General features: G+C 66.2%; 17 protein-coding genes and 1 tRNA gene. 10 read left to right on the forward strand and 8 right to left on the reverse strand.

What is annotated here, in order from left to right:
* The first annotated feature begins 165 nt into the window (after positions 1-165).
* From eno to HYG77_RS24430, 5 genes are all read left to right on the forward strand, one after another.
* On the forward strand, positions 166-1452 hold the full coding sequence (gene eno / locus HYG77_RS24410; protein WP_109332263.1) for a phosphopyruvate hydratase: 1287 nt from the start codon (positions 166-168) through the stop codon (positions 1450-1452).
* Between the two features lie 33 nt (positions 1453-1485).
* Positions 1486-2211 (forward strand): septum formation initiator family protein, encoded by a 726-nt coding sequence (locus HYG77_RS24415; RefSeq protein ID WP_208960903.1) that lies wholly within the window; start codon positions 1486-1488, stop codon positions 2209-2211.
* The gene (locus HYG77_RS24420; RefSeq protein WP_109332261.1) at positions 2208-2762 is read left to right on the forward strand and encodes a DUF501 domain-containing protein; all 555 of its coding nucleotides are present in this window, start codon (positions 2208-2210) and stop codon (positions 2760-2762) included. The genes HYG77_RS24415 and HYG77_RS24420 overlap by 4 nt, the downstream gene beginning before the upstream one ends.
* Entirely contained in the window at positions 2759-3703 is a 945-nt protein-coding gene (locus HYG77_RS24425; RefSeq protein ID WP_208960904.1) for a Ppx/GppA phosphatase family protein, read from the forward strand. The genes HYG77_RS24420 and HYG77_RS24425 overlap by 4 nt, the downstream gene beginning before the upstream one ends.
* A gap of 50 nt (positions 3704-3753) precedes the next feature.
* Positions 3754-3830, forward strand: a tRNA-Leu gene (locus tag HYG77_RS24430).
* Positions 3831-3987: 157 nt separating this feature from the next.
* Here the strand turns inward: HYG77_RS24430 and HYG77_RS24435 are convergent.
* The 3 genes from HYG77_RS24435 to HYG77_RS24445 all read right to left on the reverse strand — a co-directional run bounded on the left by HYG77_RS24435 (position 3988) and on the right by HYG77_RS24445 (position 6451).
* Positions 3988-5274, reverse strand: coding sequence for a competence/damage-inducible protein A (locus HYG77_RS24435; protein ID WP_208960905.1), 1287 nt, complete (start codon positions 5272-5274; stop codon positions 3988-3990).
* Positions 5275-5518: 244 nt separating this feature from the next.
* Positions 5519-5890, reverse strand: a complete 372-nt coding sequence (locus HYG77_RS24440) for a hypothetical protein (protein ID WP_109335273.1) — start codon at positions 5888-5890, stop codon at positions 5519-5521.
* A 123-nt stretch (positions 5891-6013) separates the two neighbouring features.
* On the reverse strand, positions 6014-6451 hold the full coding sequence (locus HYG77_RS24445) for a hypothetical protein (protein ID WP_109332257.1): 438 nt from the start codon (positions 6449-6451) through the stop codon (positions 6014-6016).
* A 188-nt stretch (positions 6452-6639) separates the two neighbouring features.
* Between HYG77_RS24445 and HYG77_RS24450 the strand changes: the two genes are divergently transcribed.
* Positions 6640-7401: a hypothetical protein gene (locus tag HYG77_RS24450; RefSeq protein WP_208960906.1), complete on the forward strand. Its 762-nt coding sequence runs from the start codon at positions 6640-6642 to the stop codon at positions 7399-7401.
* Between the two features lie 134 nt (positions 7402-7535).
* On the forward strand, positions 7536-7841 hold the full coding sequence (locus HYG77_RS24455; protein WP_109332254.1) for a hypothetical protein: 306 nt from the start codon (positions 7536-7538) through the stop codon (positions 7839-7841).
* A gap of 11 nt (positions 7842-7852) precedes the next feature.
* Here the strand turns inward: HYG77_RS24455 and HYG77_RS24460 are convergent, their stop codons facing one another.
* From HYG77_RS24460 to HYG77_RS24470, 3 genes are all read right to left on the reverse strand, one after another.
* Positions 7853-8722, reverse strand: coding sequence for a class II glutamine amidotransferase (locus HYG77_RS24460; protein WP_208960907.1), 870 nt, complete (start codon positions 8720-8722; stop codon positions 7853-7855).
* A 116-nt stretch (positions 8723-8838) separates the two neighbouring features.
* Positions 8839-9279 (reverse strand): Fur family transcriptional regulator, encoded by a 441-nt coding sequence (locus HYG77_RS24465; RefSeq protein ID WP_208960908.1) that lies wholly within the window; start codon positions 9277-9279, stop codon positions 8839-8841.
* A 46-nt stretch (positions 9280-9325) separates the two neighbouring features.
* Positions 9326-12823: a serine/threonine-protein kinase gene (locus HYG77_RS24470; RefSeq protein WP_280123317.1), complete on the reverse strand. Its 3498-nt coding sequence runs from the start codon at positions 12821-12823 to the stop codon at positions 9326-9328.
* Positions 12824-12923: 100 nt separating this feature from the next.
* Here HYG77_RS24470 and HYG77_RS24475 point away from each other — a divergent pair, with 100 nt between their 5' ends.
* The 3 genes from HYG77_RS24475 to HYG77_RS24485 all read left to right on the forward strand — a co-directional run bounded on the left by HYG77_RS24475 (position 12924) and on the right by HYG77_RS24485 (position 15781).
* Positions 12924-13631, forward strand: coding sequence for a nitroreductase (locus HYG77_RS24475; RefSeq protein WP_208960910.1), 708 nt, complete (start codon positions 12924-12926; stop codon positions 13629-13631).
* A 1-nt stretch (position 13632) separates the two neighbouring features.
* The gene (locus HYG77_RS24480) at positions 13633-14760 is read left to right on the forward strand and encodes a methyltransferase (protein WP_208960911.1); all 1128 of its coding nucleotides are present in this window, start codon (positions 13633-13635) and stop codon (positions 14758-14760) included.
* 166 nt (positions 14761-14926) lie between these two features.
* Positions 14927-15781, forward strand: a complete 855-nt coding sequence (locus tag HYG77_RS24485; protein ID WP_208960912.1) for a Bax inhibitor-1/YccA family protein — start codon at positions 14927-14929, stop codon at positions 15779-15781.
* 69 nt (positions 15782-15850) lie between these two features.
* On the opposite strand, the gene HYG77_RS24490 is transcribed toward HYG77_RS24485, so the two are convergent.
* Positions 15851-17068: an acetyl-CoA C-acetyltransferase gene (locus tag HYG77_RS24490; protein WP_109332250.1), complete on the reverse strand. Its 1218-nt coding sequence runs from the start codon at positions 17066-17068 to the stop codon at positions 15851-15853.
* 108 nt (positions 17069-17176) lie between these two features.
* The gene (locus HYG77_RS24495) at positions 17177-18199 is read right to left on the reverse strand and encodes an SGNH/GDSL hydrolase family protein (protein ID WP_208960913.1); all 1023 of its coding nucleotides are present in this window, start codon (positions 18197-18199) and stop codon (positions 17177-17179) included.
* Positions 18200-18328 lie beyond the last annotated feature (129 nt).

Here is an 18328-nt window from a genome sequence, read left to right on the forward strand (position 1 = left end):
TCAGGTGGGGATTCGAGCAGCACACCGGCGGATCACGGTGACCGAGGCGCGCCATCCCGCGCCCCCTACGCTGTGCCGTTACGCTGTGTGCTGGCACGATCTGGTGTCCTGGCACCATCGGACCGTCGGTGCACAGTGCGAAGCCCATAGAAGGAGAGTCTGTAAGTGTCCATCATTGAGCAGGTCGGAGCCCGTGAAATCCTCGATTCCCGTGGCAATCCCACGGTGGAGGTCGAGGTGCTGCTCGACGACGGAAGTTTCGCTCGCGCCGCGGTCCCGTCGGGTGCATCCACCGGTGAGCACGAGGCCGTCGAGCTGCGCGACGGCGGCGACCGCTACAACGGCAAGGGCGTCGAGAAGGCAGTCGAGGCGGTCCTCAGCGAGATCGCCCCAGCCATCATCGGGATCGATGCCACTGAGCAGCGCACCGTCGATCAGGCCCTGCTCGACGCCGACGGCACCCCGGACAAGTCCCGCCTCGGCGCCAACGCGCTCCTCGGTGCCTCGCTGGCCGTGGCCCGCGCGGCTGCCGACTCGTCCGGTCTCGACCTCTTCCGCTATGTCGGCGGCCCCAACGCCCACGTGCTGCCCGTCCCGATGATGAATATTCTCAACGGCGGTGCACACGCCGACACGGGCGTCGATGTCCAGGAATTCATGGTCGCGCCGATCGGTGCCGCCACCTTCAAGGAGTCGCTGCGCTGGGGCGCCGAGGTCTACCACGCGCTCAAGGCGGTGCTGAAGGAGAAGGGTCTTGCCACCGGGCTCGGTGACGAAGGTGGCTTCGCCCCCGACGTCGCAGGTACCAAGGAGGCGCTCGATCTGATCAGCGTCGCGATCGGCAAGACCGGCCTGGTCCTGGGAACGGATGTGGCACTCGCGCTCGACGTCGCCGCCACCGAGTTCTACACCGAGGGCACCGGCTACAAGTTCGAGGGCAGTAACCGCACCGCGGCGGAGATGGCGGACTTCTACGCGGAGCTGATCGACGCGTACCCGCTCGTCTCGATCGAGGATCCGCTGAGCGAGGACGACTGGGACGGCTGGGTTGCCCTGACCGATCAGATCGGCAACAAGGTTCAGCTCGTCGGCGACGACCTGTTCGTCACCAACCCCGAGCGGCTCGAAGAGGGCATCGTCAAGGGTGCCGCCAACGCGCTGCTGGTGAAGGTGAACCAGATCGGCACGCTCACCGAAACGCTCGACGCCGTCGACCTCGCGCACCGCAACGGCTACAAGACGATGATGAGCCACCGGTCCGGCGAGACCGAGGACACCACCATTGCCGATCTCGCCGTCGCCGTCGGCAGCGGTCAGATCAAGACCGGCGCCCCCGCCCGCAGCGAGCGCGTCGCCAAGTACAACCAGCTCCTGCGCATCGAGGAGAACCTCGGCGACGCCGCGCGTTACGCCGGCGAGGTCGCTTTCCCGCGGTTCGCCTACGAGGGCTGATTCTCGGCTGTCGAGTAAAGGGGTATCTGGGTAGTGGCACAACGCGGTAGGCCGCGGTCGTCCGGAGCAAGTCCGGGCGGCCGGGCCGCCGGGCGTGGTGAACGGTCGCGGCCAACTCGGACCGACGGAGTCCCCGGTGGTGCACGGCGACCCCGCACCACCAAGTCCACTCCGCCGGGTTCCGCAGAAGGCAAGCCTGCAGCTCCCGACGGTGCCGACACCGGAAAAGTGCTGCCCGGTCGTGCACGTCCCCGCCGGGTCGGCGCGACCGGCGTGGCGGCCCGAATTCCCCGCTCCGAGCACACAATTTTCGGATTGTCGACCGGCCGCGCCCTGATCCTCGTCGTCGTAGTGCTCCTCCTCGCGCTTACCCTCGCGGTTCCGCTGCGGACATACCTCACCCAGCGAGGTGAGGCCGACCGGCTTGCCGCAGAACAGGTGCAGCTCGAGGAGGAGCTCGCCGAACTGCGTGTCCTCGAGGAACGCTATTCAGACCCCGCCTACATCGAGGCGCAGGCACGCGGCCGGCTCCGCTGGGTCCGGCCCGGCGACACGCCGTACCAGGTGCAGCTGCCCGGCGACTACAAGGAACCGGAGAAACGGGAAGAGAAGGACGCCGAGATGGCGGGCCCCTGGTACTCCGACCTGTGGAAAACAGTGTCAGAACCTCCGGTAGCACCCGAGGTGCAGCCCACGCCGGCCCCCGCTCCCGTGCCCCCGCCGCCCGCACCGCTAGAACCAGGAGAACCCACCGGGTGACCACTTCGTCCGACCCGTCCCATCCCGTGTCGCAGGAAGACCTCGACGCCGTTGCCGCCCAGCTCGGGCGCGAACCGCGTGGAGTGCTCGACATCGCATACCGCAGCCCCGACGGTCGCCCCGGTGTCGTGAAGACGGCGCCGAAGCTTCCCGACGGCACCCCGTTCCCGACGCTGTACTACCTCACCGACCCGCGGCTGACCGCAGAGGCGAGCCGACAGGAATCGGCTGGCGTCATGCGTGAGATGACCGAGCGCCTCGCCTCCGATCCCGAGCTGGCGGCCGCCTACCGACGGGCGCACGAGTCATATCTGGCGGAGCGTGACGCGATCGAATCGCTGGGAACCGACTTCACCGGCGGCGGTATGCCCGACCGCGTCAAGTGCCTGCACGTGCTGATGGCCCATTCGCTCGCAAAGGGTCCGGGGGTCAATCCGCTCGGCGACGAATCGGTCGCCCTCGCCGCGTCGGCTGCCGGTGGAAAGCTGAGGGGCACGGCCATTCCCGCGGACTGGCCGGGTATCGACGACCTCGAAAGTGCCGAACAGTGACGCGGGTAGCGGCCGTCGACTGCGGAACCAATTCGATTCGTCTACTCATCGCCGACATCGACACCGACGGCGCACTGCACGACGTGTGCCGAGAGATGCGCGTCGTCCGGCTCGGGCAGGGTGTCGACGCCACCGGTCGACTCGCACCCGAGGCCATCGAGCGCACGCGAATCGCACTCAGCGAATATGCAAGCCTGATCAGCGACGCAGGCGCGACAGCCGTCCGGATGATCGCCACCTCCGCCACCCGGGACGCAACCAATCGAGAAGACTTCTTCTCGATGACCAGGGACGTGCTGGGGTCGGTGATCGCGGGCGCCGGAGCCGAGGTGATCACCGGGGACGAGGAAGCGCGGTTGTCGTTCAACGGTGCTGTGGGCGAACTCGACGCGGCGCAGGGTCCGTTCGTGGTGGTCGACCTAGGTGGCGGTTCCACCGAGGTGGTGCTCGGTGACGAGTCCGGCGTCCACGCGGCGTTCTCCACCGACATCGGCTGTGTGCGGATCACCGAGAGGTGTCTGCACGACGACCCGCCCACCGCCGAGCAGGTCGACGCGGCACGTAGCTTCGCGAAGGAGCGCCTCGACGAAGCATTCGCCCGTGTGCCCGTCGAGCAGGCCCGGACCTGGGTGGGCGTCGCAGGCACGATGACCACCATCGCCGCGCTGGCGAAGAAGCTGCCCGAGTACGACGCCGAGCAGGTCCACCTCTCCCGCGTCCCGCTACCCCGGCTGCGTGAAGTGTGCGAGTCACTGATCGCCATGACGCACGACGAGCGGGCCGCACTCGGGCCGATGCACCCAGGCCGGGTCGACGTCATCGGCGGCGGCGCGATCGTCACCCTCGCACTCGCCGAGGCGCTGGAACGCAAAGCCGGCATCGACGAACTCGTGGTCAGCGAGCACGACATCCTCGACGGAATCGCGATCTCCATCGGCTGAGCTAATCTGATCTGCGCAACGTCGCCGAGGCACCACCTCGGCGGCCAGCAGCCCCTATAGCCCAATTGGCAGAGGCAGCGGACTTAAAATCCGCACAGTGTCGGTTCGAGTCCGACTGGGGGCACCATGTAAGTGCTGGTCAGAGGTGTACGTTGTGCATCGAGCCGCGGTGGTACGAGAAGGCGGAATTGTGTGTGGAAGGACCGCGCACGTCGGTTACCCGCCTGGGCATCGTGAGCCTGCGGTGAAGATGGTTCTCGATCACCTCGCGTGAGCGATTTCGATTATTCGGCCGGCCCCAATGCGTCGGCGAGCATGTGCATGGCCGCGGTGGTGGAAAGCGCACGTACGCTTGCGCGGTCGCCGGGAAGCCGGAGTGTACGGGTGACGGTCGGTCGCTCCGTGGAGGCGATCGCGAAGCAGACAGTGCCGACCGGTTTGAGGTCGGTGCCACCCCCTGGTCCTGCGATGCCACTGGTAGATACCGCGATGTCGACGCCCAGTCTGCTCAGCACGCCTTCTGCCATCATGGCCGCCACCCGCTCGCTCACGGCGCCGTGTTCTTCGATGGTCTCGGCGGAAACGTCCAGAAGATTCGACTTGACCTCGTTCGCGTAGGACACCACCGCGCCGATGACGTAGGCCGACGAGCCTGCGCGATCGGTGAGACGCGCGGCGATCATGCCACCCGTGCACGATTCTGCCGTGGCGATTTGATGGCCGGCCAACCGGTTCGCCACGATGTCGTCGATGGTGGACCCGTCAATCGAGAAGACCTGTGAACCGTGATGTTCGTCGATAAGACCTGCGAGTTCCGTGTATGCGGTTGCCGCCGACTCCGCGTAGCGCGTCACCATTTCGAGCTCTCCGAGCCGCAGGCAGGTGGTGATCTCGAGTTCGTCGAATCCCGTGATCTGGCGCTCTGCGGTCCGCAGTGTCGCGGCGAGGTCGGGTTCGGAGAGACCGTACGCGCGGATGGTGTTTTGACGGATCTGCGCGCGCCGGGTCAAGACCCCGACGATCGGCGCGCTGTCGAGTGCCTTCGGCCACATCGTCTGCAGTTCACGAGGCGGGCCGGGCAGTATCAGGACAGCGGGCAGTGTCTCGGAGTCGTTGGCAGGTATCGCGACACCGGGGGCGGTTCCGGTCGGAGGAATGGAATGCGCGCCCTGCGGAACCATTGCCTGCTTGCGGATACCTGCCCGTAGTGGCTCGGAGTCGGTTGCAGCACTCAGTCGGCTTCGCCATCGCTGCACGATTGCGTGGATGCGTTGCTCGAGTTCCTCGTCGAGGTGTAATTCGCGGCCGTACAGAGCGGCAACGGTCGCCACGGTGAGATCGTCGGCGGTCGGACCCAAGCCCCCGGTCGTGACGATCAAGTCGACGTGCTGATCCGCGAGAAATTGTAGTTGTGCGGTCAGGTCATCGGGCCGGTCACCGCAGACCGTGATGTGTGCGACGTCCACTCCCATTTCGAGTAGCCGCTGGGCCACCCACGGGCCGTTCTTGTCGGTGACTCGACCGGCCAGGACTTCTGTACCCGTGACCACCACACCCGCTCGCACAGTCATTTCTCGACCATACTTGCGACCGACAATCGCCGCGGACAGCCGCACAGTTTGTTGCGCGAGGTGTCAGAAGTCGGTACGAACGGAGATGGATCGGCAGGGACGACCATGTACAAAATTAGTTGCGAATAAATAGATATCGAGTCCAGTGGAGTTCACGGGATCCACTTCCGGGGACTTGATCCGCACAGAGTCGGTTCGAGTCCGACTGGGAGCACAGTAAACCGCCAGGTCTCTGCGTAGACCGTCAGGCCCCTTGGTGGTGCGGGCTGACCCGTGCGGCGGGTGCGTTCTGGGCGATGCGGGCGCGGACGCGGGCGGTGGCCTGCCAGATTCGGGTGGTGTCGGTCACGCTGATGCACTGCACACCCTGCTCGCGGGCGTGCTCGATGGTCCGTGCGTCGTGCGGTGAGCCGGCGGCGTCGAGTACGTCGTCGGTAACGATCGCGCAGAGGATGGGGCCGTCGATGGTCCGGACCGGCTCGAATCCGTCCGCCACCAGCGACTGCTTGACCATCGCCCACTGCGACACCTCGTTGTATCCGGTGGGGTTCCCGATGAAGAGAACCTTGCGGGAGCGGCGGGCGCGGGCGGTATCGATATGAGTGACGGTCGACATGGCGGTGGGTTCCTGTCCGTTGCGGGATTCCATAGAGAGAATCCGCGTTCACACCTATTTCGTTACGCCCCACCCGGGAAATATCTGGCTCAGCCCGCTCACCAGCGGTTTGTTGATCGCATGTCAACTTCCGAACGGGTTCCCGGAGCCGCCGGACCCCGGCGTTCCGGTCACGGTGACGGCGACGGGCGTCGCGGTGCCGGCGGTCATCGGGGGAGTGGTACCCCACTGCTCGAACGCCGGCACGCTCGAGCAACTCCACTGCACCGTGTAGTCGCCGGGCTCGACGGCGGCCTCAAGGTCGACGTCGTCTCCGTCCATCACGATGGTGGGGCCGACGGTCGCCACAGCAACGGTGCCGTCTTCGGGTACGACGGCCATGATGCAGACGACGGCCCCGGGGGCGTCGTACCGCACTCCCATCACCACCGCATTGTCTTCTCCGACGATGTCGACGGTGACGTCGTCGGGTTCCGCGGACGCGGTCGGTGCTGCCAACAGGCCGAGGGCGGTGACGGCGGCGGCGATTCCTACGGATCGGGCGGCAAGAGGAACGTTCATCGGTGTGTCCTTCCGGAGAACTCGGTGACCGGGACGAGACGAGACGAGAACCACCGGGAGTATGTCATCTCGAATTCGGCTTCGCTGGATGTACGAACGACGGCACGTAACGTTCCGCGGAGGTTGACCGACCAATCGAGTAGCTGCGCCGTTCGTGCGTGGGACCCGATACTGCTGAGGGTGACCTGGTGAAGACGCTGTCGATCGTGGTGCCTGTCGTGTTGCTCTGTCTCGTCGGCTGCAGTGGTCAGAACGATCCCCGCGCGATTCCCGCGGCCACAACCGCGGTGCCACCTCCGAGCTCCTCCGTCGCCGCCCCGATACAGCCCGCCCCGGTGCAGCCCCCGGCTGCGGCCCTCCCGCCGACGCCGACATCGCTACCCGACAATGGGACCTTCAAGGTCGGCGCCGACATTCAGCCCGGCGAGTACGTCGTCAGTCCGACTGCTTCGCACGGGTACTGGGAACGGTTGTCCTGCCTGACGGGCGACTTCGAGTGCATCATCGCGAATGGCATCGCGCAGGGCGACGGCTACCTGACGATTCTTCCCGGTGACGTGGCGGTGACCGTTCAGAATGTGCGCCTCACTCCGAGCGCGAATCCGGCCAGAACCGGTGCGCCGCCGCCACAGTCGTCGGGGACAGACGGTCAGGGATTCGTGGGGGTGCCAGGTGCGCGCTGCAACTCGTCGAACCCGGCGGTGGCGCTCGGCCGCACCATCCAGTCGCTTGTCGTCATTTGTGAGACCGGCGTGGGCCGGCTGTACTACAGGGGTGTGCGACTGAGTGACGGGGCATCCGTCGAGATCGACGATCCCGTGCGCACCGCCACCGGTTTCGCGGTCACCAATGCGGGTGTGCAGTATTCGCTGTCTCCGGCGGCTCTCGTCATCACCGAGGGGTCGAACCAACTCGCAAGCGAACCGATGCTGGAGTACTGGGCCGAGTAGGTGCGCTGAAGGCGTGTGTGGCAAGTGCGATAGGTGAGCGGATCCCACCCCTGGGGTTGCTTAAAACAGTGCGCGGCAATCGGCACAGTTGTACCTGTCAGCAAGACACCTACCCGACATCTTCTGGAGACCGAATGATCAACACCCGCCGAACCATTGCCGCTCTCGCCTTCGCAGCCCTGCCGATCCTCGGCGCTCTGGGTGCGGCAACCACGGCCAATGCCGTCCCCGTCGACCCCAACAACGGCCCCGGAAAGGGGTGCCCCATCGTGCAGGACGACGCCAACGGCAACACCACCGTTATCGGTTACGCGAACCCGGGTGACCGCAACGGGGTGTTGGTCTGTGGCAAGGACGGCGAATGGTCCTTCGGGAAGGCGGGCACCTTCAACGGCGGACCCAGCCGGATCGACACCCAGCCGGGTCTCTCCGCGCAGTAGGTGCTTGCTGGCTACTTTTCGAGCTGTGCGGCGGCTGCCCGGCTGTCGAGGTCGTCGAGATGAATGAGGTCGCGGGGTGGTCGGTCGAGGACCACCTCGCGACTGACTGTGAGGTTCCGATCGACGTGCAGCAGCTCGCCCGGCCGTAGCGGGGTCCACCCCGCGTCCTCATCCATCTGTTCGCTCGCGACGATCACCGCGGAATGCTGAGCGAGGTGCTCGGACCGGGCCCGGACTCGGCCTGAGCTACTGGTGTGTTGCAGATGCCTGCTTCCGCTCGGGCCGCCGGGTCGTCGCTCGAGAACGAGGAGGTCGTGGGTGTCCGGATAGCGCAGCGCCCAGAGTTCCTCCGGGGTGGTGAGCACCAGGTTGAGGGCGTAGACGGGCAGATTGTCCGCCACCCATTGCGCCGCTGTGCTGATCCCGGCCGTGACGTCGCCACCGTTCCGGTCGATGTGCCGGGTCACGAGGGCGAAGAAGCGCTCCGAATCGGTGTCACCTTCGACGAGGTCCAGGTCGGAGCCCAATTCGGTGTCGAGAGCCGCCAAGTTCCCGATCACGCCGTTGTGCGCAAAGATCCGGCCGCGCAGTGTGAACGGGTGTGTGTTCGCCGGTAACAGTTCGCCCGTGGTGGCGAATCGTATGTGCGCGACGAACGTACTCGAATACCGGTGCTTCACTTCCTGCGCGAACTCGGTGTCCTCATAGGCGGCCAGCGGCTGTTTCTCCACCACCGGAGTGCCGTCTTCGGCGAACGTCCCCAGCCCGGTGCCGTCCGGTTCCCGGTGACTCTGCTGCGTCAGGCTGTCCGGCGCATCGAGCAACCAGAACGACGCACGGACACGATGTGGAGCAGCGGACAAACCGAACAACCGGCACATGAGAGCAACCTTTCGGCAGGCGGCGTCAACCGTTCCACGATAGGTCGTCCGGCGGTGCCGTCGTGACGAAAGGCCGGTACCGCGCTGGATCGGATCTGCTTGTTTCCTCGAATTCGTCACGCGCCGGTGGCCGACGCGAGCGCGTGGCAGTCGGGGCAGGTGCCCCAATAGAGAACCTCGGCTTCGTCGATGACGAAGCCGTGGGTGGAATCGGGTGTAAGGCAGGGTGCTTCGCCTACGGAACAGTCGATGTCGCGTATCGAACCGCACTTTCGGCACACGACGTGGTGGTGGTTGTCACCGACTCTGGTCTCGTAGCGAGCCGGGGATCCGGGCGGTTCGATACGACGAATCAGCCCGGCTTCGGTAAGGGCTCGTAAAACGTCGTATACAGCCTGGGTCGACACCGAGCCGAGCTGGTTGCGCACACCAGTCGCGATGGTGTCGGCGTCCGAGTGCGGTTGCCGATGGACCTCGGTGAGGACCGCTACCCGGGGCGCCGTGACTCGCAGCGAAGCACCGCGGAGCAGGCCGGCCAGCCGAGAGTGTGTGTCCACGATCACACTGCATCACCGTTTCTTGACGTAGTCAACAAGGCGAACGCTAATTTTCCAGAGGTGTGTGGCCTGCCAACGCGGCGGCGAGGAATTCGGCCGAAACCTCCGGCCAGTCGGCTGGCCAGCGTCCGCCCTGCTTGTCCGCCAGCAGGGCGGCAAGCGGAGGAAACATTCGGGGACCCCCATCGACGACATAGCGCACGAACCCGATTCGAGCGCAGGTCGAGACCACCTCGGTCAGAACCGGCTTGGCTTCGTCGACGCGGTCTGCCGCAACCAGGCACGCGACCAGAAGGCGCTTGGCCTGCAGTGTCGCCCTCGGCCTGTTCTGCGCTTCGACTCGGCGCACCCATGCTTCGGCGCGTTCGCATGCGATACCGGGCTGATCTGTCATTTGCCCGCGGATCGCGGTCGCATCGTCGAGCTGCGCGACTATCTCGGCATAACCGAAATCGGGTGGGCGCATGGGCGTCGCAGGCGGTTGCGACTCTGGCGGATACGGTGGAAGTCCGAGACGAGCCCGCTCGTTCTGAACCCTGGCCAGGAGTCGAGGAAGACCCAGCGTAGTGGCCACCGTGGCTCCTTCGTCCAGGTGCCGGGCCGCCGAAGCGAAATCCCCGCGCCCGGCCTTCAACCGGGCTGATGTCACGAAGCGGGCGATCATGAAGTCGACCAGCCCACCCTCCCGGCCGAGCTCGTAGCTTTCGTCCAGCAGCCGCTCGGCCTCGTCGAGATGACCCTGCTCGTACAGCAATTCGCCGAGCAACGTTCCGGCAAGTCGTGCGGCGTGCGAGTGCTCACCGCTCGCTTTCGTCGCCACCTGCACGGCCAGCCGGAAATCTTCTTCGGCTCCAGCGATGTCCAGTTGCTCCATGGCGGCGAGGCCCGCGAAGCTGTAGCCGTACATCTGGTTGAACGCGCCGACGGTTTGCCGGTGGTAGGGGATTGCCCACTGCTGTAGGCGACGGGCCTCCCCGTACTCGAATCTGGCGATGGCGACGGCGGACGCCAGATTGGCGGCGGCGGATACGATCCACGAGCGAAGGGTCTCCGGCCGTGCGAACACCTCGGCGATGAGCTCGGGGACCTTGGCGACGCGATCCGCCGACACCTCGATAACGGCCCTGATGACGTCGCCCTCCAACCGGATGTCCGCGCGCTCGGATTCGCTCAGCGGGGAATGTTCGAGGGCGGCAGCAACGCGGGAGAGCGCGCGCAGGGTTTCCGGCGCCCGCTGGAGCAGGATGCTCGCCCACGCCACGGCGATCTGAATGCGAGGGCTGGACTCCGCGACAGTGGGTGGCAGCTTCTCCACCAAACCCAGCAGGGCCACCATCCGAGAGTGTTCGACCAGGCGCATTCCCTGCGTTTCGACGACGGTCACCGCCATGTCGAGGTCGTCCGTCGCCAGGGCGTGATTGACGGCATCGCTCACGTAGTGGTGGTCGGCGAACCATTGCGCGGCGGCGCGGTGCAATGCCGGAACTCGTTCGGGCTGATCACGTTCGAGGCGCCGGCGAAGATATTCGGCAAACAGGTGATGGTATTCGAACCACTCCCGGTCGTCGTCGAGGCTCCTCAGGAACAGGTCCCGTGACTCGACCTGTTCGAGCAGAGCCTGCCCCCGCGGCACATTCGCCAGCACCGACGCGAGGTCGCCACAGACGCGCTCGGTGATCGAGGTCGCGAGCATGAAGTCGAGTAGGGCGGGTTCGAGGGTGCTCAGGACGTTTTCGGCCAGGTACTCACCGATGGCGTGATGCCGCCCCGACATGTGCCGGATGAGGTCGCCGGGATCGGATCGGTCGCGCAGCGACAGGGAGGCCAGTTGCAGTGCCGCGACCCATCCGTCCGTCGTCTCCTCGAGCGCCTCGACGTCGGCGTCGGCGAGTTCGAGTCCGCCGATGTCGACGAGGAATCGCTGTGACTCACCGAGATTGAAACGTAACGCTCTGCTGTCGATTTCCACGAGTTCGTCCCGGACGCGGAGCTTCGCCAGCGGAAGTCCCACCTGGGTGCGGCTCGTCACCACGATCTGAAGGTGGTGGCAACCATTCTCGAGGACGAAATCCATGGCCGCGATCGTTTTCGGGTCGGACACCCGGTGCCAGTCGTCGATGATCACCACCACGTGTCGCCGGACTTCGTGGATCTGGTCGACGAGCGAAGTGAGCACATACCGCTCGGCATCCTCGCCGTTCTCCTCGAGTGCCTGCCCCAGTTCGTCGGCGAGCGACGGATCGGCCCGGCGGATCGCCTCGACGAGGTGGGACAGGAACCACACGACGTTGTTGTCGTCGTTGTCCACAGTCAGCCAGGCGACGACGGCGCCCTCGCGGACGAGTTCGTCACGCCACTGCGCGGCGACCGTGCTCTTCCCGAACCCGGCGGGTGCGTGGATCAACGCCAGACGTCGGCGGTGCCCTCGTCGAAGCATCTCGAGCGGCCGGGTCCGCGGCACCAGCAACCGCATCGGCGTCGGCGGACGGAAGCGAGCCGCGGCGCTGGGGGGTGTGGCGCCCGAGCGCCGGCGATAACTGCGGCCGCGTCCGGACACGGCCGACTGAGTGGTCGGGGTTGCCGACTGTTCCACACGCGGGAATTCGCCGACCGTCGAGGGCAGTGCCATCTCGTCGACGCCGAGATTGTGCCTGCGTTGCGCCTCCTGCAATTCTCGGCCGAAATCCGCTGCGCCCGCGGGACGATCGGCCGGATCGTCGGCCATGGCATGTTCGATCGCGGAGCACACGTCGTCCGGAACGTCTTCCCCCCGAAGATCCGGAACAGGTTGGGTAGCGATCCGCAGGAACTGCGCGACGAGCCTCTCGCCGCTGCGGCGCTCGAACGCAGCATGTCCCGTGAGGAGACAGAACAGTGCGGCGCCGAGGCTGTACACGTCCGACGCCACGGAAGGGGGCTCACCCCGGAGTACCTCGGGCGCGGTGTACGCGGGTGAACCGGTGATCATGCTCGACGTGGTTTCGAATCCGCCCGACACGCGGGCGATGCCGAAGTCGGTGAGCTGGGGTTCGCCGTAGCCGGTGAGCAGGATGTTGGCCGGCTTGACGTCCCGGTGCAGCGTCCCCGCGCGATGCGCCGTCTCGAGCGCACCCGCCAACTTCACCCCGACCCGAAGCACCTCCGCCCAGGGCAGGGGTCCTTCGTGGCGAACCCAGGCCTCGAGTGAATCGCGCGGGTGATACGGCATCACGATGTACGGCCTGCCGCTCGGGGTCACCCCCGATTGAAGGATGTCGACGACGTGGGGATGCCCGGACAGCTTGCCCATCGCGCGCTGCTCGCGCAGGAACCGCGCGCGATCCTCGTCTCTCAGGTCGGACGAGAGAACCTTGATGGCCACTGTGCGATCGAGGGCGCTCTGGAGGCAGCGGTAGACGACCCCGAACCCACCCCGGCCGATCTCCCGTGCATCGTCGAACCCTTCTGCCGACAGTTCTGCGACGATGTCGGTGACGGCGATCCGCGCAGTTGTTCGCGGATCCGAGTCGGTCGGCCCGGCTTCTCCTTCCGGGCCTCGTGGCACACTCATGACATCACCTTCTCGGTGCACTGACGCCAGCATATCGCGGTCGCACATTCCCGAGAGCGTGTTCGAGAGCGAGCGAACCTGAGGAGATTTCTACGTGACCGACACCGGAATTGCGGCACCCGACACGAACCCGGCCGCACGTATTTTCGCGACGCTTCTCGACGAGCGGATCAGTTGCCGGGCCTTTCTGCCCCGTCAGGTGCCGCGTCAGGTGATCGCGCGGATCCTCGAGTTGGCGCAGCAGACGCCGTCGTGGTGCAACACGCAGCCGTGGCAGGTAGCGATCACGGAAGGAGAAGGGACCGAACGGTTTCGTACGGGACTCGCAGAGTACGTGCGCAGCCATCCGCAAGAATCGGACTTCGACTTTCCCCGCGAGTACCGGGGCGAGCACAAGCTGCGTCGCCGGGAATGTGCGATGCAGCTGTATTCGAGTGTGGGCATAGCGCCCGGGGACAGGGCGGCCTCGGCCGAACAGACCATGAAGAATTTCGACCTCTTCGGGGCACCGCACGTCGCGATCGTCACCACCCATGAAGCTCTCGGAACGTACGGCGCCGTCGACTGCGGCCTGTACGTCGACAGCTTTCTCCTCGCGGCGCAGAGCCTCGGGGTCGCCACCATTCCCCAGGCGGCGCTCGCAGGAAGTTCGCCCTATATCCGCGACTTCTTCTCGCTGTCGGAGGAGCGCAAAGTCGTCTGCGGTGTCTCATTCGGCTACGCCGACACCGAGAACCCGGTCAACCAATTCCGTACCCAGCGCGAAAGCGTCGACAACGTGGTCGAGTGGGTGTCGCAGTAAGGTGCTCGACCGTGATTCACTGTTCGCTCTGTTGCGGCGCCGCCCCGACGTCGAGGCACCGAATTTGGTGGCCGTCGACGCCGCAGACCGCCTGATCCTCGACGAGGCCGCGACCGCTCTTTCGGACGCACCTGCGGGAAGCGTCGCCGTGATCGGGGACCACTACGGTGCGCTCACACTGGGCGCCGCGGTGACGCACGACTCCACCGGCATCCGGGTGTTCCAGGATCCGCTGACGGGGGAGCAGGCACTGGCCCGCAATGCCGAGGCGGCAGGTCTGACGTTGTGCTATCGGCAGTGCGCCCTCGGACAGGACCTACTCGAGGGTGTGCGCGTCGTCCTGCTGCAATTGCCGCGGAGCCTGAGCGAGCTCGCCGAGATCGCCGAGGCGATTGCGCGTCACGCCGACCCCGGCGTGGTGGTTTTCGCCGGCGGCCGGAACAAGCACATTTCCACCGGGATGAACGAGGTGCTCCACCGCTCGTTCGCGTCCGTGCGGGCAACGCTCGGGCGGCAGAAGTCGCGGGTGCTGATCGCGAGCGGTCCGGTGGCGTCTGCTCGGTCGAGTTTCCCGGTCACCGAACATATCGACGAGCTCGGCCTCGACGTCGTCTCCTACGGAGCCGCGTTCGCCGGTTCCACACTGGACATCGGGACCCGGTACCTCCTCGACTTCCTCCCGCGCGTGGACCCCGCCGCCGAGACCGCCGTCGACCTCGGCTGCGGCACCGGCATCCTGGCTGTCAGCCTCGCTCGGCTGCGGCCCGGCATCTCGGTCATCGCCACCGACCAGTCGGCGGCCGCGGTCGCATCCGCCTCGGCCACGGCCCGTGCCAACGGAGTCGCCGACCGGGTGAGCACACTGCGCGACGACGTGATGTCGACACTGCCCACCGGAAGTTGCGACGTCGTCCTCTGTAATCCGCCGTTCCACGTCGGCGCGGCCGTACACACCGGTGTTGCGCTGAAGATGTTCGCCGAAGCGGGACGGGTACTCCGTTCCGGTGGCGAAATGTGGACCGTGTACAACTCTCATCTCGGTTATCGAGGCCGGCTGCAACGGCTGGTCGGGTGCACCGACGTGGTCGGCCGCAACGCCAAATTCACCGTGACCCGGTCGATCGCCTGATCGCCGCGTCGTCGGGCACTCGTCTGGCGGCCGCCACTGCGGCACCGGTAGAGTCCGAATTGTCCGACCCGAAGCGAAGAACGGGAACTCGCGGCGGGGTGCCGGACGTTCATCGATATGAGAGAACCCGGATCTACCCGGCGAGCCACGAGAAGGGATGTGCACGGTGCGCACCACCAGTAACCCGGTGTTCCGTAACCTGCCCAAACAAGAGGGCAACGGCGGATACGCCTCGTTCGGATCTACGACGGCCGGCGCCGCGCAGGTCACGCAGCAGTTCGGTCAGCCTCAGTACACGCAGGCCGAGCCCTACCGCACGGGCCCCGACTACCGTTCGATGACCATCGACGATGTCGTCACGAAGACCGGGATCACACTCGGTGTGCTCTCGGTGACGGCGATCGTCTCCTACTTCCTGGTCAGCAACGATGCGGACCTGGCTGTTCCGTTCGTCATCGGTGGCGGCCTGGTCGGTCTCGTCCTCGTGCTGATCGCCACCTTCGGCCGCAAGATGGACAACCCGGCGATCGTGCTCGCCTACGCCGTCGCGGAGGGTCTGTTCCTCGGTGCGCTGTCGTTCATGTTCACCGACATCACGTTCGGTGGAGTCGGCGGTTCGGCGTTGATCGGCCAGGCAGTCCTCGGCACGTTCGGTGTGTTCTTCGGCATGCTCGTCGTCTACAAGACGGGCGCGATCCGAGTCACGCCCCGCCTGACGCGGATGATCATCGGCGCTCTCATCGGTGTCGTCGTCCTCGCCTTGGGCAACGTGATCGCCAGCTTCTTCGTCGAAGGCGGGCTCGGACTGCGCGACGGCGGCACGATGGCCATCATCTTCAGCCTCGTCTGCATCGGTATCGCCGCCTTCAGCTTCCTGCTGGACTTCGACGCCGCTGACCAGCTGATCCGCGCTCAGGCGCCGGAGAAGGCCGCCTGGGGAGTCGCCTTCGGACTCACGGTCACCCTGGTGTGGCTGTACGTCGAGATCCTCCGCCTGCTGAGTTACTTCAACAACGACTAGGCGCTTCGCGCCCGTGAGTGGTTAACGAGTCTCTGCACTCGTCAACCACTCACGGGCGGCGGAGCCGCCTCAGCTCAGGCGTTCGAGGACCATGGCCATGCCCTGCCCTCCGCCGACGCACATGGTCTCGACGCCGAACGTCTTGTCCTGCTCACGCAGGTTGTTGAGCAGGGTGTTGGTGATGCGGGCACCGGTCATGCCGAACGGGTGACCCAGGGCGATGGCGCCACCGGAGATGTTCAGCTTGTCCTCGTCGATCTTCAGCTCACGGGCCGAACCGAGTACCTGGACCGCGAAGGCCTCGTTGATCTCGAACAGGTCGATGTCCGAAACACTCTTCCCGGCCAGTGCGAGCGCCTTCTTGACGGCCTCGATCGGGCCGAGACCCATGATCTCGGGCGACAGACCAGACACACCGGTCGACACGATGCGGGCCAGCGGAGTCAATCCAAGGGCCTTCGCCTTCGTGTCCGACATGATCACGAGCGCGGCGGCGCCGTCGTTGAGCGGGCACGCGTTGCCGGCGGTGACGGTGCCGTCCGGCCGGAACACGGGCTTGAGCTGACTGACGGCCTCGTAGGTGGTGCCGGCGCGCGGGCCGTCGTCGGTGCTGACGACGGTGCCGTCGGGAAGGGTGACCGGGGTGATCTCCCGCTCGAAGAATCCGTTCTTGATGGCCTCCTCCGCACGATTCTGCGACCGGACACCCCAGCGGTCCTGCTCCTCACGGCTGATGCCGGTGGCGGATGCCACGTTCTCGGCGGTCTGACCCATCGCGATGTAGACGTCGGGCAGCAGGTCGTCCTCACGCGGATCGGTCCAGGCGACGCCACCCTCGGCGAGCTTGCCGGTCCGGGCCTCGGCGTCGGCGAACTTGGGGTTCTTCGTGTTGGGCAGACCGTCGGCGTTGCCGGTGACGAAGCTCGACACCGACTCGACACCGCCCGAGATGAAGACATCGCCCTCGCCGGCCTTGATCGCGTGCAGCGCCATGCGGGTGGTCTGCAGCGAGGACGAACAGTACCGGTTGACGGTTACACCGGGCAGGAAGTCGTAGCCCAGCTGCACGGCGACGACGCGCGCGATGTTGAACCCGGACTGCCCGGCCGGCTGGCCGCAGCCCAGGAGCAGGTCGTCGATCTCGGTGGGATCGAGTTCGGGGACCTTCGCCAGCGCCGCGGCAACCATCTGCGTCGTCAGATCATCCGGGCGGATCGACTTCAGTGAGCCCTTCATGGCCCGACCGATCGGTGAACGTACTGCAGAGACGATTACTGCCTCGGGCATCGATAACTCCTTTGTCGGCTGCGGAGGTCTGCACTGTGTTGCAGGCCACCGATTTCATGGCTGTTCAGACAACCTACGTCGTCGCGTCCGTGCGCGGATATCTCCGTCTCACTGGGCGGCCTTCCGGGCGCGCGACGCCGACGCCTCCTCGATTCCGAGAAGGTCGTCGAGGCGACCCGTCGCACGGCGTCGCGCGGCACGTCGCCACAGAAAGCGATTGAGCGAGGCGAGTGTTCGCGTCGAGAACTTGCGTGCCTCGGCTGCTTCCGAGACCTCGGGCAGGTCCGGGAGAGGGCCGCCGTGCCACATGCCCAGTGCTGTGGCGAGGACGGGCACGATCTGCATTGCCGCCAGTTCGTATCCCGCAGCAGAAGGATGGAAGTGGTCGGCCGAGAACATTCGGTCGGGGGCAGCCAGGAATTCGCGCGCCAGCAAATCGGCCAGCGCAACCGGATGTCCCCCCGCCGCGGTGACCGCGACCGCCTGCGCCCTCGCCAGACGCAGGCCCCACGTGCGGACGACGGTGCGCAGGGGCTGCGGTATGGCTGTGACGACTCCCAGGTCGGGGCACGTCCCGACGACAACGGCGCAGTCGTGCTCCCTCAATCGGGCGACGGCCTCGCCCAGCCTGCGGGCCGAGGCGCGAATCGAGTTCTTCGCTGTGACATCGTTGGCTCCGACGAGAATGACGGCGGCGTCAGGAGGCGGCCCCGCCACGAACATCGCGTCAACCTGGCCACTGAGTCCCCGCGAGGTGGCACCGCCGATTGCTTTGGTGCTCAGCCGAACCCGCTTACCCGTCTCGTCGGCGAGGCGGCGGGCGATCTGCACGCCGGGCACTTCCTCCGCCGTCAGGCAGCCCACGCCTGCAGCGGTCGAGTCGCCGAAAATCATCAGGTGCAGGTCGAACGGTGTGCCGCGACGCCATCGTCCCACGGCCGCGCTGCCAGGGGCGTACACGCCGTCGGCCTCCGGCGGTTTCGCGACGTTGCGTCCGATGACGCCTCTCGCCGCCGTCGCCTGCGACATGAGGTACGAGTACGCCACCCATGACAGTGTTCCTGCGCTCGATCCCGCTACTACCGCCGTGGCGCCGGCCTTCACTCCGGCCTGCCAGGTGCTCTTCGGCACTGCACTCACCTTTCCGCTACCTGGTGTGTTTCTCACGGGTTCCGGCGGACTGCGTCCGTACCAATCTAGCCGCGTCCGATGCCCCGTGCCGGACGTCTGTGAGCATCCGATTTGCGCATCTGGGACCAT

Source organism: Rhodococcus sp. ZPP, from assembly GCF_017656075.1.
GTDB lineage: Bacteria > Actinomycetota > Actinomycetes > Mycobacteriales > Mycobacteriaceae > Rhodococcus_F > Rhodococcus_F oxybenzonivorans.

Bases quoted from the DNA above. Each gene is read 5' to 3' on its own strand.
- HYG77_RS24435 (WP_208960905.1), bottom strand. From the start codon at position 5,274: ATGACTGTGCGAGCGGGTGTGGTGGTCACGGGTACAGAAGTCCTGGCC.
- HYG77_RS24440 (WP_109335273.1), bottom strand. From the start codon at position 5,890: ATGTCGACCGTCACTCATATCGATACCGCCCGCGCCCGCCGCTCCCGC.
- HYG77_RS24445 (WP_109332257.1), bottom strand. From the start codon at position 6,451: ATGAACGTTCCTCTTGCCGCCCGATCCGTAGGAATCGCCGCCGCCGTC.
- HYG77_RS24455 (WP_109332254.1), top strand. From the start codon at position 7,536: ATGATCAACACCCGCCGAACCATTGCCGCTCTCGCCTTCGCAGCCCTG.
- HYG77_RS24460 (WP_208960907.1), bottom strand. From the start codon at position 8,722: ATGTGCCGGTTGTTCGGTTTGTCCGCTGCTCCACATCGTGTCCGTGCG.
- HYG77_RS24490 (WP_109332250.1), bottom strand. From the start codon at position 17,068: ATGCCCGAGGCAGTAATCGTCTCTGCAGTACGTTCACCGATCGGTCGG.